14 protein-coding genes are annotated in these 15,652 nt (G+C 57.4%); 11 read left to right on the top strand and 3 right to left on the bottom strand.

The genetic code is table 11. The annotated features are described in order from the left end of the window. Positions 1-169 precede the first annotated feature (169 nt). A complete protein-coding gene (gene fumA / locus IM317_RS09985; protein ID WP_029740299.1) occupies positions 170-1,816 on the bottom strand; it encodes a class I fumarate hydratase FumA in 1,647 nt (548 codons plus the stop codon). A gap of 199 nt (positions 1,817-2,015) precedes the next feature. Here fumA and manA point away from each other — a divergent pair, with 199 nt between their 5' ends. Together manA and IM317_RS09975 are read left to right on the top strand one after the other, a co-directional pair. Beyond that, complete coding sequence (gene manA, locus IM317_RS09980; protein WP_033145341.1) at positions 2,016-3,200, top strand: mannose-6-phosphate isomerase; 1,185 nt, start codon at positions 2,016-2,018, stop codon at positions 3,198-3,200. A 214-nt stretch (positions 3,201-3,414) separates the two neighbouring features. Then, on the top strand, positions 3,415-4,947 hold the full coding sequence (locus IM317_RS09975) for a YdgA family protein (protein WP_033145340.1): 1,533 nt from the start codon (positions 3,415-3,417) through the stop codon (positions 4,945-4,947). Positions 4,948-5,072: 125 nt separating this feature from the next. Here the strand turns inward: IM317_RS09975 and IM317_RS09970 are convergent, their stop codons facing one another. Further along, positions 5,073-6,101: a Mal regulon transcriptional regulator MalI gene (locus IM317_RS09970; protein ID WP_033145339.1), complete on the bottom strand. Its 1,029-nt coding sequence runs from the start codon at positions 6,099-6,101 to the stop codon at positions 5,073-5,075. 177 nt (positions 6,102-6,278) lie between these two features. Here IM317_RS09970 and malX point away from each other — a divergent pair, with 177 nt between their 5' ends. The 3 genes from malX to add all read left to right on the top strand — a co-directional run bounded on the left by malX (position 6,279) and on the right by add (position 10,190). Beyond that, entirely contained in the window at positions 6,279-7,871 is a 1,593-nt protein-coding gene (malX, locus tag IM317_RS09965; RefSeq protein ID WP_029740306.1) for a maltose/glucose-specific PTS transporter subunit IIBC, read from the top strand. 48 nt (positions 7,872-7,919) lie between these two features. Beyond that, positions 7,920-9,092 (top strand): MalY/PatB family protein, encoded by a 1,173-nt coding sequence (locus tag IM317_RS09960; RefSeq protein ID WP_033145338.1) that lies wholly within the window; start codon positions 7,920-7,922, stop codon positions 9,090-9,092. Positions 9,093-9,188: 96 nt separating this feature from the next. Then, positions 9,189-10,190: an adenosine deaminase gene (add, locus tag IM317_RS09955; protein ID WP_033145337.1), complete on the top strand. Its 1,002-nt coding sequence runs from the start codon at positions 9,189-9,191 to the stop codon at positions 10,188-10,190. 53 nt (positions 10,191-10,243) lie between these two features. Here the strand turns inward: add and IM317_RS09950 are convergent, their stop codons facing one another. Beyond that, positions 10,244-11,284, bottom strand: a complete 1,041-nt coding sequence (locus IM317_RS09950; protein WP_033145336.1) for an oxidoreductase — start codon at positions 11,282-11,284, stop codon at positions 10,244-10,246. Positions 11,285-11,527: 243 nt separating this feature from the next. Between IM317_RS09950 and blr the strand changes: the two genes are divergently transcribed. The 6 genes from blr to rsxC all read left to right on the top strand — a co-directional run. Beyond that, complete coding sequence (blr, locus tag IM317_RS09945; RefSeq protein WP_170864498.1) at positions 11,528-11,653, top strand: division septum protein Blr; 126 nt, start codon at positions 11,528-11,530, stop codon at positions 11,651-11,653. A gap of 231 nt (positions 11,654-11,884) precedes the next feature. After that, positions 11,885-12,100, top strand: coding sequence for a transcription modulator YdgT (ydgT, locus tag IM317_RS09940; RefSeq protein WP_013096896.1), 216 nt, complete (start codon positions 11,885-11,887; stop codon positions 12,098-12,100). Between the two features lie 86 nt (positions 12,101-12,186). Further along, positions 12,187-12,627: a DUF2569 domain-containing protein gene (locus tag IM317_RS09935; protein WP_023311379.1), complete on the top strand. Its 441-nt coding sequence runs from the start codon at positions 12,187-12,189 to the stop codon at positions 12,625-12,627. A gap of 76 nt (positions 12,628-12,703) precedes the next feature. Further along, a complete protein-coding gene (gene rsxA / locus IM317_RS09930; RefSeq protein WP_014883581.1) occupies positions 12,704-13,285 on the top strand; it encodes an electron transport complex subunit RsxA in 582 nt (193 codons plus the stop codon). Next, on the top strand, positions 13,285-13,863 hold the full coding sequence (gene rsxB, locus IM317_RS09925) for an electron transport complex subunit RsxB (protein ID WP_023311378.1): 579 nt from the start codon (positions 13,285-13,287) through the stop codon (positions 13,861-13,863). The genes rsxA and rsxB overlap by 1 nt, the downstream gene beginning before the upstream one ends. Next, positions 13,856-15,652, top strand: a 1,797-nt coding sequence (rsxC, locus tag IM317_RS09920) for an electron transport complex subunit RsxC (protein WP_193362473.1), incomplete at its 3' end; no start/stop codon positions are given. The genes rsxB and rsxC, both read left to right, overlap by 8 nt.

Below are 15,652 nucleotides of genomic sequence, written 5' to 3'. Positions count from 1 at the left end.
ATAACAAAAGAGGGATTGCTCACATGCTTAAGGGATAAGTATTGATGACTTCTGAGAAACGATATGGCGCTTTGTGCGCTCTTTTTGGTGTCGGGTTTCGGCTGCGCCTTACCCGAGCTACGAGAATATAGGCCGGGCAAGCGTCTGCGCCACCCGGCAATTTACAGAATTACTTCACGCACGCCGAACACTGGGACGACTGGATCTGCTTGAAGAAGTCGTTGCCTTTGTCATCCACGAGGATAAACGCCGGGAAATCTTCCACTTCAATTTTCCAGATCGCTTCCATACCCAGTTCCGGGTATTCCACGCACTCCAGGCTCTTGATGCTGCCCTGCGCCAGAACCGCAGCCGGGCCGCCGATGCTGCCGAGGTAGAAGCCGCCGTGCTTGTGGCAGGCGTCCGTCACCTGCTGGCTGCGGTTGCCTTTCGCCAGCATGATCATGCTGCCGCCGTTGGCCTGCAGCTGGTCAACGTACGAGTCCATGCGCCCTGCCGTGGTTGGGCCTAACGAGCCGGACGCGTAGCCTTCAGGCGTTTTCGCCGGGCCTGCGTAGTAGATCGGATGATCTTTAATGTACTGCGGCAGCCCTTCGCCGTTGTCCAGACGCTCTTTCAGCTTCGCGTGCGCGATGTCGCGGCCCACGATGATCGTGCCGTTCAGCGAGAGACGGGTCGAGACCGGATACTGCGAAAGCTGCGCCAGAATCTCTTTCATCGGACGGTTCAGGTCGACGCGAACCGCTTCACCCTCACCCGCTTTGCGCAGCTCTTCCGGGATGTATTTGCCCGGATTGTTTTCCAGTTTTTCGATCCACACGCCTTCGCGGTTGATCTTCGCCTTGATGTTGCGATCCGCGGAGCAGGACACGCCCATCCCGACCGGACAGGAGGCACCGTGACGCGGCAGACGGATCACGCGCACGTCGTGGGCAAAGTATTTGCCGCCAAACTGCGCGCCGAGGCCCAGGTTACGCGCTTCTTCCAGCAGTTCCTGCTCAAGCTGCACGTCGCGGAACGCCTGGCCGTGCTCGTTACCTTCGGTAGGCAGGCCGTCGTAGTATTTGGTTGAGGCCAGCTTAACGGTTTTCAGCGTACTTTCCGCCGACGTACCGCCAATCACAAACGCGATATGGTACGGCGGGCACGCCGCGGTGCCGAGGGTGCGCATCTTCTCAACCAGGTAATTTTTCAGCTTGCCCGGGGTGAGCAGCGCCTTGGTTTCCTGGTAAAGATAGGTTTTGTTGGCTGAACCGCCACCCTTGGCGATACAGAGGAATTTGTACTCGTCACCGTCGACGCTGTACAGATCGATCTGTGCCGGCAGGTTGGTGCCGGTGTTGACCTCTTTGTACATATCCAGCGCCGCGTTTTGCGAGTAGCGCAGGTTATCTTCGGTGTAGGTGTTGTAGACGCCGTGCGCCAGGGCCGCTTCGTCACCGCCTCCGGTCCAGACGCGCTGGCCTTTTTTACCGACGATGATCGCCGTGCCGGTGTCCTGACAGGTAGGCAGAACACCTTTCGCGGCGATGTCTGAGTTACGCAGGAACTGCAGGGCAACGTATTTATCGTTTTCGCTGGCCTGCGGGTCGCTGAGAATATCGGCAACCTGCTGCTGGTGCGCCGGGCGGAGCATAAACGAGGCGTCGTGGAAAGCGTGCTGCGCCAGCAGCGTCAGCGCCTGCGGATCCACCTTGAGGATCTCTTGTCCTTCAAACTCAGAGACGGAGACGTGATCGCGGGTTAACAGGTAATACTCGGTCCGATCCTTACTGAGGGGGAAAGGATCCTGATAATGGAAGGGTTTATTCGACATTGGTCTCTCACTTACTGCTTCGGTCTGTTTATTCAGGGCAGATGTTCCGCTGCCCGGCTTAAAAGCGAGTCAGCTTATCCTACACAATTTTTTAACAAAAACTGAGACTAGTACGACTTTTTACATCCACAGGTTACTTCCATGAGGTTTATTGCTTTAATACCTGGAGTTAATTCCACAATTGAATCAGGGCTTGATAATGCAAAAACTCATTAACTCAGTGCAAAACTACGCCTGGGGAAGTAAAACTGCGTTAACGGATCTCTACGGTATCGCGAACCCGAACAACCTGCCGATGGCAGAACTGTGGATGGGGGCGCACCCGAAGAGCAGCTCAAAAATTGAAGACGCCAGCGGCCAGGTTCGCAGCCTGCGTGACGTGATTGACGCCGATAAAGCCGCGCTGCTGGGCGACAAGGTGGCTCAGCGCTTCGGCGAACTGCCGTTCCTGTTCAAGGTGCTGTGCGCCGACCAGCCGCTCTCCATCCAGGTTCACCCGAACAAGAAAGCCTCTGAAATCGGCTTTGCCAAAGAGAACGCGGCGGGAATTCCTTTAGACGCCGCCGAGCGTAACTACAAAGATCCTAACCACAAGCCGGAGCTGGTCTTTGCGCTGACCCCGTTCCTCGCGATGAACGCGTTCCGCGAGTTTTCAGAGATCGTTTCCCTGCTGCAACCGGTCGCGGGTGCCCACAAGGCTATCGCCCACTTCCTTGAAAACCCGAACGCGGACGCGCTGAGCCAGCTGTTTGCCAGCCTGCTGAATATGCAGGGTGAAGAGAAATCCCACGCGCTGGCGGTGCTGAAAGCGGCTCTGGGCAGCCAGCAGGGTGAACCGTGGGAGACTATCCGCCTGATCTCCGAATTCTACCCGGACGACAGCGGCCTGTTCTCCCCTCTGCTGCTGAACGTGGTGAAGCTCAACCCGGGCGAAGCGATGTTCCTGTTCGCTGAAACCCCGCACGCCTACCTTCAGGGCGTTGCGCTGGAGGTAATGGCTAACTCCGATAACGTGCTGCGCGCAGGCCTGACGCCGAAATACATCGATATTCCTGAACTGGTTGCCAACGTGAAGTTTGTGGCGAAACCTGCCGCGGAGCTGCTGACTCAGCCGGTGAAAAACGGCGCAGAGCTGGACTTCCCAATTCCGGTTGAGGATTTTGCTTTTTCCCTGCACGACCTGAGCCAGGCCGAAACCGCCATCGCGCAGGAAAGCGCGGCGATTCTGTTCTGCGCCGAGGGCGAAGCGACGCTTCGCAAAGGCGAGCAGCGTCTGGTGCTTAAGCCCGGTGAGTCAGCATTCGTTGCAGCCAATGAATCACCGGTCAGCGTAAGCGGCACCGGTCGTCTGGCGCGCGTTTTTAATAAGCTATACCCTAAATAATTCGAGTTGCATGAAGGCGGCGACGCAGCGAATCCCCAGGAGCGTACATAAGTACGTGACTGGGGTGAGCGAGGAAAGCCAACGCACAGGCAACTTGAAGTATGACGGGTATTAGGGACTTACTGATTTTTTTAACAACTCTTGCTAAGCTAGTTGCAGGCTTAATATCTCCAGGCGGTTTTTACCGCCTGGTTTCATTTTAGGGATAGTCGCAATGAAAAAATCGGTCGTAGCGGTTGGAGTGATTGTAGCGTTAGGCGTGGTCTGGACGGGTGCCTCCTGGTTTACCGGGAAACAGCTGGAAGGCCGTCTGGCTGAGATGGTGGCGCAGGCTAACGGAGAGATTAAGCGCAGCGCGCCGGAGGCGGGCCTTGAGCTGAGCTACCAGAATTATCATCGCGGCGTGTTTACCAGCCGTATGCAGCTGGTTGTGAAGCCAGTGGCCGGTGCTGAAAACGGCTGGCTGAAACCGGGCCAGAGCGTGGTGCTGGACGAGGTGGTGAGCCACGGTCCGCTGCCGCTGGCGCAGCTGAAGTCCTTTAACCTGATCCCGTCGATGGCGTCCGTTCATACCGTGCTGGTGAATAACGACGTCACCAAACCGCTGTTTGACCTGGCAAAGAATGAATCGCCATTCGACATTAATACCCGCATCAGCTATGCCGGTGACACGAGCTCCGATATTGCTCTGAAAGCGCTGAACTACGAGAAAGAGAATGAGAAAGTCGCCTTCAGCGGCGGTCACTTCAAACTTGACGCTGACCGCGACGGAAACGTGTTCTCCCTGACGGGTGAAGCGGAAAGCGGCCTGGTCAATGCCGTGAACGAATATAACCAAAAGGTTCAGCTCACCTTCAGCAACCTGAAAGCCGACGGCAACAGCCGAATGACCGATTTCCAGGAGCGTATCGGCGATCAAAAACTGTCTCTCGACAAGGTTGCCATTGCGGTTGAAGGAAAAGAGATGGCCGTGCTGGAAGGTATGGACGTCAACGGTAAATCCGACGTTTCCAAAGACGGTAAAAGCATCAACACGCAGCTGGATTACACGCTGAAGAGCCTGAAAGTGCAGAATCAGGATCTGGGCACCGGCAAGCTGTCGCTGAAGATCGGCAATATCGACGGCCAGGCGTGGCACGAGTTTAGCCAGAAATACAGCAAAGAGAGCCAGGCGCTGCTGACCGATGCCGCACTCCAGCAGAACCCTGAAGTGTACCAGCAGCAGGCGATGGCGGTACTGTTCAACAACCTGCCTGTCCTGCTGAAAGGCGAGCCGGTGGTCACCGTTGCGCCGCTGAGCTGGAAAAACAGCAAAGGCGAAACCAGCTTTAACCTGTCGCTGTTCCTGAAAGATCCGGCAACCGCAACGGGTGAACCGCAGACGCTGGCGCAGGAAGTGGATCGCAGCGTGAAGTCGCTCGACAGCAAGCTGACCATCCCGATGGATATGGCGACCGAGTTTATGACCCAGATTGCGAAGCTGGAAGGCTACGGCGATGAAGACGCCGGCAAGCTGGCGAACCAGCAGGTGAAAGGTCTGGCGGCCATGGGCCAGATGTTCCGCATCACCAAAGTGGAAAACGACACGATTTCCACCAGCCTGCAGTACGCCAACGGCCAGGTAACGCTGAACGGCGACAAGATGCCGCTGGAAGACTTTGTCGGCATGTTTGGTATGCCGACGCTGGGGATGCCGGAACCGGCTGAACCCGCAGCGCCAGCCGAACCGGCGGCACCGCAGCAGTAAACGTCAAAACCCCTCGCACGAGGGGTTTTTTATTGCCGGGTGGCGCTGACGCTTACCCGGCCTACGATCCCGAGCCGTTGTTGGCCTGTGCAAGCGAAGCGCCGCCGGGCGAAGTGCAGCGGAGATTATTTCACCGTCACCAGCCGCGCCGCCACAATCTGGTGTCCGGCCTGAACGTCCGTGTTGTCGATGCGCTGCATGATCCTGTCCGCCAGCGTGTAGCCCATCTCCCGCGCAGGGGTGGTAGCCCAGACGATCGGCAGATCGTCGAGCGCGTTTTCACCGACGTCGGCGAACGCCCCGAGCGCCACCTGATGGCCGAAGAAGGTTTCCACCCCGCCCTCGCCGCTCTGACGCCCGGCGCGGATCAGGCCAAACCAGGCGCCCATAGCAATCACATCGTTGTAACAAATCACGGCGCTGATCGTCGGACTGCTGCGCAGCAGCGCGCCTATCGCTTCCGCCGCTTTCTTCTGGCTGGATTCACACTCCACGACCCATTCGCTGTGGAACGGCAGGCCGTATTTAATCAGCGTCGCGCAGTAGCCGCCGACCCGCTCGGCGCGGGTCAGGGACGAACTTTTCCCGCCGAGCCACGCAATGCGCTGGTGTCCGCGACGAATAAGATGCTCGGTCAGCATTTGCGCGGCCTGCATGTTATCCGGGCGCAGCGTATCGGCCTCGTCCAGATAGCTGGCGCGCGAAGCAAACACCAGCGGCACGCCTTTTTCGGCGGCGCGCTCGCACAGCTCGCTGCCCACGCCCGACGCCCCGGCGACGATCACCCCGTCAACACCCTGATTCAGCAGCATATCGAGCCGGGAGAGAAGCTGATCGGGCTCGCGACCGCCGTGCAGAAGAAAGACCATCCGCCCCTGCGCTTCAAGCGCTTCGGTTAACCCTGCGGTCAGCTCCGCATAGAAAGGTGACGTCAGGTCGCGGACAATCAGGCCAATCACCCCGCTTTGCCCGCCGCGCAGCGCCGACGCCTGACGGTTACGCACAAAACCCAGCTGCTCAACCGCCTCGTTAACCCGCTGACCGGTCGCAGGAGAGATGCGCCCTTTTCCGCTTAGCACCAGAGAAACGGTGCTGACGGAAACGCCCGCCGCCAGCGCGACATCGTTGATGGTGATTTTTTTCGCTACAGCCATGTGTTGGCGTGACTCCCTGAAATGAGATCGGTAAAACGTTTTATCAATACGTTATCTTTATACTACCAGTCAAAGCCTGAGAATGTGATTTAGCGCGCACTAAACTTTGATAAAACGTTTTATCTTCTCGCAGCATTGAAGCAGGCAAACTGATTTTAACAATAAAGGAGTCGTTTTATGACGGCGAAAGCAGCACAAAAAATATCGCTGTGGGAATTTTTCCAGCAACTGGGTAAAACCTTTATGCTGCCCGTGGCACTCCTCTCGTTCTGCGGGATCATGCTCGGGATCGGCAGCTCGCTGAGCAGTAAAGACGTCATCACGCTGATCCCGTTCCTCGGTACCCCGGTGCTGCAGGCGATCTTCATCTGGATGAGTAAAGTTGGCTCCTTTGCGTTTAGCTTCCTGCCCGTCATGTTCTGTATCGCTATCCCGCTGGGCCTGGCGCGCGAGAACAAAGGCGTCGCGGCGTTTGCCGGGTTTGTGGGCTACGCCGTGATGAACCTGGCGGTTAACTTCTGGCTGACCGCGAAAGGCATTTTGCCGACCACCGACGCTGCCGTACTTAAAGCCAACAACATTCAGAGCGTGATCGGTATCCAGTCTATTGATACCGGGATCCTCGGGGCGGTGATCGCGGGTGTGATTATCTGGATGCTGCACGAGCGCTTCCATAATATCCGGCTGCCGGATGCCCTGGCCTTCTTCGGCGGTACCCGCTTTGTGCCGATTGTTACCCTGGTGGTGATGGGTCTGTTCGGTTTAATCATTCCGCTGATCTGGCCGGTCTTTGCGATGGGCATCAACGGTATTGGCCGCATCATCAACGGCGCGGGAGATTTCGGTCCGATGATCTTCGGCACCGGCGAGCGTCTGCTGCTGCCGTTTGGCCTGCAGCATATCCTGGTGGCCCTGATTCGCTTCACCGAAGCGGGCGGTACGATGGAGGTGTGCGGTCACGACGTGAGCGGCGCGCTGACCATCTTCCAGGCGCAGCTGAGCTGCCCGACCACACACGGCTTCTCCGAAAGCGCCACCCGCTTCCTGTCTCAGGGTAAAATGCCTGCCTTCCTCGGCGGCCTGCCGGGTGCCGCGCTGGCGATGTACCACTGCGCTCGCCCGGAAAACCGTCATAAAATTAAAGGCCTGCTGATTTCCGGCGTGATCGCCTGCGTCGTGGGCGGTACCACCGAGCCAATCGAATTCCTGTTCCTGTTCGTCGCACCGGTGCTGTACCTCATCCACGCGGTGCTGACCGGTCTGGGCTTTACCGTGATGGCGGTGCTGGGCGTGACCATCGGCAACACCGACGGCAACGTGATCGACTTCGTGGTGTTCGGGATCCTGCACGGCCTGTCCACCAAGTGGTACCTGGTGCCGGTCGTGGCGGCTATCTGGTTTGCGGTTTACTACGGCATCTTCCGCTTCGCCATCACCCGCTTTAACCTGAAAACGCCTGGCCGCGATACCGATACGGCGAGCAGCGTTGAACAGGCGGTTGCCGGGACCGTGGGCAAATCCGGCTACAACACACCGGCCATTCTGGCGGCGCTGGGCGGCGCGGATAACATCACCTCGCTCGATAACTGCATCACCCGCCTGCGTCTGTCGGTGGCGGATATGTCAAAAGTGGATACCAACGCCCTGAAAGCCAACCGGGCCATCGGCGTGGTACAGTTAAATCAGCACAATTTGCAGGTGGTTATCGGCCCGCAGGTCCAGTCGGTGAAGGATGAGCTGGCAACCCTGATGCGAACAGTTGAAGCCTGATGCCTCAGCCCCCTCTCTTGAGGGGGTTTTACTTTAAGGACTCACGTCATGTTTGATTTTTCTACCGTCGTGGATCGACACGGCACCTGGTGTACGCAGTGGGACTACGTCGCCGACCGCTTTGGCGCGGCCGATCTGCTGCCCTTCACCATCTCGGATATGGATTTCGCCACCGCGCCCTGCGTTACCGACGCGCTGCATCAGCGCATTAATCACGGCGTGCTGGGCTACAGCCGCTGGAAGAATGATGAGTTTCTCGCCGCCGTCGCGCACTGGTTCCAGCAGCGCTTTAACAGCCAGATTGATACGGAAACCGTCGTTTATGGTCCTTCCGTTATCTACATGGTGTCAGAGCTGATTCGTCTCTGGTCACACCCCGGCGATGGCGTAGTGGTTCACACCCCGGCATACGACGCGTTTTACAAAGCTATTGAAGGGAATGCGCGTCATGTGGTGCCCGTGGAGATGGAAAAGCATGCCGCAGGCTGGCAGGGAAATATGGCGGCGCTGGAAGTGGCCCTGGCGAAACCTGAAAACAAAATTTTGCTGCTGTGCAGCCCGCAAAACCCGACCGGCAAGGTCTGGACGCGGGACGAGCTGGCGCAGATGGCTGAACTGTGCGCACGCTATGACGTGGCGGTTATCAGCGATGAAATCCATATGGATATGGTGTGGGGAGAGCATCGCCACACGCCCTGGAACGCGGTGGCGCGCGGTAAATGGGCGCTTCTCACCTCCGGCTCGAAAAGCTTTAATATTCCGGCGCTGACGGGCGCTTACGGCCTGATCGGCGATGAAGCGAGCCGTAACGGTTATCTCAGCGCACTAAAAGGCCGGGACGGACTCTCTTCCCCTTCCGTGCTGGCGCTGACGGCGCATATTGCCGCCTATCAGCAGGGAGCGCCGTGGCTGGATGCCCTGCGGGGGTATCTGGAAGAGAATCTGTTGTATATCGCGCAGGAAGTAAACCGCGCCTTTCCGAAACTGAACTGGCAGCCGCCCGAAGCGACCTACCTGGCCTGGATTGACCTGCGCCCCCTGAACATTGACGATCGGGCGCTGCAAAAAGTGCTGATCGAGCAGCAAAAAGTCGCCATCATGCCGGGATATACCTACGGCAAAGAGGGAAACGGCTTTGTTCGCCTGAACGCCGGCTGTCCGCGCAGCAAGCTTGAACAAGGGGTGCAACGCCTCATTGCCGGGATTAACACGCTCCTGTAATCAATTTGCGCAACGGAATATTCCCTTGCGCAAATAGCTTTTTACCCCGTTTTGTTTTTATAATATGGCGCACTTTAACCAGAAAAGAGTGCGACCATGATTGATACACGCCTGCCTTTAACTGATATTCATCGTCACCTTGACGGTAACATTCGTGCCCAAACCATCCTCGATCTTGGCCGCCAGTTCAATTTAACGCTTCCTGCGCAGACGCTTGAGTCGCTGATCCCTCACGTACAGGTAACCTCCAATGAACCGGACCTGGTCAGCTTCCTGAGCAAACTCGACTGGGGCGTGAAGATGCTGGCCTCGCTGGATGCCTGCCGCCGCGTGGCGTTTGAGAACATTGAAGATGCGGCCCGTAATGGCCTGCATTACGTCGAGCTGCGCTTCTCGCCGGGCTATATGGCGATGACCCACAGCCTGCCCGTTGCAGGCGTGGTGGAAGCCGTGATTGAAGGCGTGCGCGAAGGGTGTAAAACCTTCGACGTTCAGGCCCGTCTGATTGGCATTATGAGCCGTACGTTCGGCGAAGCCGCCTGCCTGCAGGAGCTTGAAGCGCTGCTGGCCCATCGCGATGCCATCACCGCCGTCGATCTGGCCGGTGACGAGCTGGGCTTCCCGGGCAGTCTGTTCCTCTCCCACTTCAACCGCGCGCGCGATGCCGGCTGGCACATTACCGTGCATGCGGGTGAAGCGGCTGGCCCGGAAAGCATCTGGCAGGCCATCCGCGAGCTGGGCGCCGAGCGTATCGGCCACGGCGTGAAGGCGGTAGAAGATCGCGCCCTGATGGATTTCCTGGCGGAGCAGCGTATCGGGATTGAGTCGTGCCTGACGTCTAATATTCAGACCAGCACCGTGGCAACGCTGGCGCATCATCCGCTGAAAACGTTCCTCGAGCACGGCGTGCTGGCCTCGCTGAACACTGACGACCCGGCGGTTCAGGGCGTGGATATCATCCACGAATACAACATCGCCGCACCGCAGGCGGGTCTGAGCCGCGAGCAGATCCGTCAGGCGCAGATCAACGGGCTGGAGATCGCCTTCCTGACGCCTGAAGAGAAGCAGGCGCTTAAAGATAAAGTGGCTCGCGGTTGAGCATTTGCCGGGTAGCGGCTACGCCTTACCCGGCCTACAACAGCCCTTAAAACTTATGCCAGACAGAGCGTGGCGCGATGTTTGGCAGATTCAATACCCAGCTCAATCAGCTCCATAATCTGAATCGCCTGGCTGGCCGGAACCGGATTTTCGCCCGTGCCGTTCAGCGCATCGCGAATGCCCGCATAATAGGCCGGATAGTTGCCCGGGATCGTCAGCAAGGTTTCCTCTACCAGTTCCTCACCTTCCACCCGCGTGACCACGCCGTCCCGCATATCATAGCCCCAGTCTTCCTGCGGCAAACGTTCACCGCTTTTCAGCCGGTCCTCCTGCGGATCGAGGCCAAACTTCACGTAGCTCCCGCGCGTGCCGTGAATGATGTAGCGGGCCGATTCCGCGGCCGCGACCATCGTGCCGTGCAGCACAATCCGCCGCTGCGGGTAGCTGAGCACCGCGTGGAAGTAATCGGTCGTCTGCGCTCCGGGCCGGAGCTGGGCCAGATCGACCGTCATGCTCACCGGCAGACCAAAAAGATTGACGGCCTGATCCAGCAGATGCGGGGCTAAATCGTACCAGATACCGCTGCCCGGACCGACCTGCTCGCGCCAGCGGTTTCGTACCTGCGGACGGAAGCGGTCAAAGTGCGATTCAAAAAAGAGGATCTCCCCTAGCGTGCCTTCACTGAGAAGCCTTTTTACCGTCAGAAAGTCGCTGTCCCAGCGGCGGTTATGGAATACCGACAGCAGCCTGCCCAGACTTTTTGCCAGCGCATCCAGCTCGCGAGCCTGAGACAACGTGACGGTAAAGGGCTTATCGACAACCACGTGCTTACCGGCTTCAAGCGCGGCCTTTGCCAGCGGGAAGTGGGTGTCGTTCGGGGTGGGGATAACGATTAAATCAATATTTGGATCGTTAAAAAGGTGTTTTGGCTCAGAGACAACCGGCACGGAAGGCCAGTCGGCATGGACTTTAGCGGCATCGCTGCTGGATACCGCAGCCAGGGTCATCCCCGGCGTCCCGGCTATCAGAGGCGCATGAAACGTTTTGCTTGCATACCCGTAGCCGATAAGCCCAACGCGGATATTATCACTCATAGTGCCGTCCTCTTTTATGACGTTCTTATTTCACACTGGCTAGCCTGGCATTACCACAGATTAATAATGTGCCATATGACTTAAAATAGCAGGTCGTAGGGGTTGTTTTTGTTACATAGTATTAACCCACTGATTTTGTTTAAGGGAACCGTTCCCAAAGCGCTTGCCGTCGGGGAAACGTCGCTGTAACATTTGCGACCTGTATTTATGGATAAAGTACAACTACGAATCATGACGTCAATTATTAATCGAATCATTGAATTAGCGGGATGGATTGTCCTTGGGGTTTCGGTCATTTTGCTGGGCGTTGCCAGCCATATCGATAACTACCAGCCGCCGGAGCCTGTCGCAGTCGCCCAACCTAAGTAACCGGTTACTGCAATAAAGAGTGACATAATATGTCAGTTACTTATTGCCAGCCCTGGTGAACACGGTTAACCTTCTCTTCCAGGCATCGTCTGATGCCTGAATTTCAGCAAAGAAAACTCCTAATTTCGTCGCGTTACCTGAGTGGGCTGTTTACGTCTTTATTAATCCGTTTATTATTCGAACGAATTACCTTAACTGGTATTACTCACTTTTATATGGAAACTTATTAATATGACAGTTCAGGACTATTTATTAAAATTTCGCAAGATCAATTCGCTTGAGAGCCTGGAAAAACTGTTTGACCATCTGAACTACACCCTGTCGGATAATCAGGACATCATTAATATGTATCGCGCCGCTGACCATCGCCGTGCGGAGCTGGTTTCCGGAGGTCGTTTGTTCAACGTGGGTGAAGTGCCTAAGTCCGTATGGCGTTACGTTTTATAAGAAAGTAGCCATCCGCGCGAAATGTTATATACTCTCCGCCCTGCAAACTGGCTGTACAACATTTCGCGCAGATTATGGGAGAGTTCATGACCGCAACGCCTGGAGAACGCATTGGAGGCTGGTTAATTGCCCCACTGGCATGGCTGCTGGTTGCCTTATTAAGCGCTTCACTTGCGCTGCTGCTGTATACCACCGCACTGATTACCCCTCACGCCATCCAGACCCTGATGTCGCAAAGCGTGCTGAATATTGCGATGTGGTTTGTGTCGTTCGTTTTCGCGATTGGGATGTGGTACTACACCCTGTGGCTGACCATCGCCTTCTTTAAGCGACGCAAGAGTGTGCCAAAGCACTACATTATCTGGCTGCTGATTTCGGTTCTGCTGGCGGTTAAAGCGTTTGCTTTTTCGCCCGTATCAGACGCTCTGGCCGTTCGTCAGCTGCTTTTCCCGTTACTGGCGGCCGCGCTGCTGGTCCCCTATTTCAAGCGTTCGACGCGGGTGAAAAACACCTTCGTGAACCCGTAATAACCTTACAGATAACCTGTTGTCGCCTGCGTGAGTTTGTCCGATAATAGGCGGCTTTTTTATTTCAGGCTAAATAATGACCGATTACTTACTGCTCTTTGTCGGCACCGTGCTGGTTAACAACTTCGTTCTGGTGAAGTTCCTTGGCCTGTGCCCGTTTATGGGCGTGTCCAAAAAGCTGGAAACGGCGATGGGCATGGGGCTGGCGACAACCTTCGTCATGACGATGGCGTCCATCTGCGCGTGGTTGATTGATACCTGGATCCTCATCCCGCTGGGGTTAATCTATCTTCGCACGCTGGCTTTTATTCTGGTCATTGCGGTTGTTGTGCAATTTACTGAAATGGTGGTGCGTAAAACCAGCCCGGCCCTCTATCGCCTGCTGGGTATCTTCCTGCCGCTGATCACCACCAACTGCGCCGTTCTCGGCGTTGCGCTGCTGAACATCAACCTTGGCCATAACTTTATGCAGTCGGCGCTGTACGGTTTTTCCGCCGCCGTCGGTTTCTCATTTGTTATGGTCCTGTTCGCGTCGATTCGCGAGCGTCTGGCGGCAGCGGATATCCCTGCGCCCTTCCGCGGTAACGCGATTGCGCTGGTTACCGCGGGTTTAATGTCTCTGGCCTTTATGGGCTTTAGTGGTCTGGTGAAGTTGTAATGAATGCTATCTGGATTGCCATCGCCTCTATCAGCGTCCTGGGGTTGGTGTTTGGCCTTATCCTGGGTTACGCCTCCCGCCGTTTCGCGGTAGAGGACGATCCCGTTGTTGAAAAAATTGATGAGCTTTTGCCGCAAAGCCAGTGCGGGCAGTGCGGCTACCCGGGCTGCCGCCCCTATGCCGAAGCGGTAGGGATTCAGGGTGAAAAAATTAACCGCTGCGCCCCCGGCGGCGAAGCGGTGATGCTGAAAATCGCGGCCCTGCTTAACGTCGATCCGCAGCCCGTTGATGGCGATGCGGAGGTGCAGGAGCCGGTTCGCGCCCTGGCCGTGATCGACGAAGCCAACTGCATCGGCTGCACCAAATGTATTCAGGCCTGCCCGGTTGACGCCATTGTCGGCGCCACCCGCGCCATGCACACCGTCGTGGCGGACCTCTGCACCGGCTGTAACCTCTGCGTGGCTCCCTGCCCGACGCAATGTATCGAGCTGCGCCCGGTTGAAACGACTACCGAAAGCTGGAAGTGGGATCTTCAAACCATTCCGGTTCGCATCATTCCTGTGGAACAACATGCTTAAGTTATTTTCTGCTTTCAGAAAAGAGAAGATTTGGGACTTTGACGGCGGTATCCATCCGCCAGAGATGAAAACCCAGTCCAACGGCACGCCGCTGCGTCAAATTCCGCTGGCGACGCGTTACGTCATGCCGCTCAAGCAGCATATTGGCGCTGAGGGCGAGCTGTGCGTGAAAGAAGGCGATACGGTTCTTCGCGGTCAGCCGCTGACCTTTGGCCGTGGACGTATGCTGCCGGTGCACGCCCCCACCTCCGGTAAAGTGGTAGCGATTGCCCCTCATACGGTGGCTCATCCGTCCGCGCTGTCGGAGCTGAGCGTGATCATTGAAGCCGACGGCGAAGACCGCTGGATTGAACGTGACGGCTGGAGCGATTACCGCAGCCAGAGCCGCGAAGCGCTTATCGAGCGTATTCATCAGTTCGGCGTCGCCGGGCTGGGCGGCGCGGGCTTCCCGACCGGCGTCAAGCTGCGCGGCGGTGGCGATAACATTCAGACGTTGATTATCAACGCCGCCGAGTGCGAGCCGTATATCACCGCCGACGATCGTCTGATGCAGGATTGCGCCGCTCAGGTGGTGGAAGGCATCCGCATCCTGGCGCACATTCTGAAGCCGCGGGAAGTGCTGATTGGTATCGAAGACAATAAACCGCAGGCCATCTCGATGCTGCGCGCCGTGCTGGCGGGCAGTCATGATATTAGCCTGCGCGTTATCCCGACCAAGTACCCTTCTGGCGGCGCAAAACAGCTGACGCAAATTCTCACCGGCAAGCAGGTCCCGCACGGCGGACGCTCTTCGGATATCGGCGTGCTGATGCAAAACATCGGCACCGCCTATGCGGTGAAACGCGCGGTGATTGACGGCGAGCCGTTGACCGAGCGCGTGGTGACGCTGACCGGCGAGTCGGTTTCCCGTCCGGGCAACGTCTGGGCGCGTCTGGGTACGCCGGTGCGCCATCTGCTGGAACAGGCTGAATTTTGCCCGGCCAGCGACCAGATGGTGATCATGGGCGGCCCGCTGATGGGCTTTACGCTGCCGTGGCTGGACGTTCCGGTAGTGAAAATCACTAACTGTCTGCTCGCCCCTTCCCCGACCGAGATGGGCGAAGAGCAGGAAGAGAAAGGCTGCATCCGCTGCAGCGCCTGCGCCGATGCCTGCCCGGCGGATCTGCTCCCGCAGCAGCTGTACTGGTACAGCAAAGGCCAGCTGCACGACAAGGCAAAATCCCATAACCTGGCCGACTGCATTGAATGCGGCGCCTGCGCCTGGGTCTGCCCAAGCAACATTCCGCTGGTGCAATACTTCCGTCAGGAGAAGGCCGAGATTTATGCCATCTCCATGGAAGAAAAACGCGCCGCGGAAGCCAAGGCACGTTTCGAAGCGCGTCAGGCGCGACTGGAGCGCGAAAAAATCGCCCGTCAGGAACGCCATAAACAGGCCGCCGTTCAGCCTGCCGGGAAAGATCAGGATGCGATCAACGCCGCACTGGCGCGAGTTCGCGAGAAAAAAGCCGATGCCGCCCAGACGGTGGTGATCCAGGCCGGGGAAAAACCGGATAACAGCGAAGCGATTACCGCCCGCGAAGCGCGAAAGGCTGCGGCTCGCGCGCGTCAGGCGGAAAAAGCGCAAACGGTTCAGGCAGATACTGAGATCGACCCGCGTAAAGCGGCCGTTGAAGCGGCGATAGCCCGGGCCAAGGCCCGCAAAGCTGGAGAGCAGCAGGTAGTCGTCGAGCAAGAAGCGGTCGACCCACGCAAAGCCGCCGTTGAAGCGGCGATTGCCCGCGCCAAAGCC

It is taken from the genome of Enterobacter cloacae complex sp. S3 (assembly GCF_014930495.1).
Classification (GTDB): domain Bacteria; phylum Pseudomonadota; class Gammaproteobacteria; order Enterobacterales; family Enterobacteriaceae; genus Enterobacter; species Enterobacter asburiae_B.
This window is presented reverse-complemented; position numbering and strand designations above follow the sequence as displayed.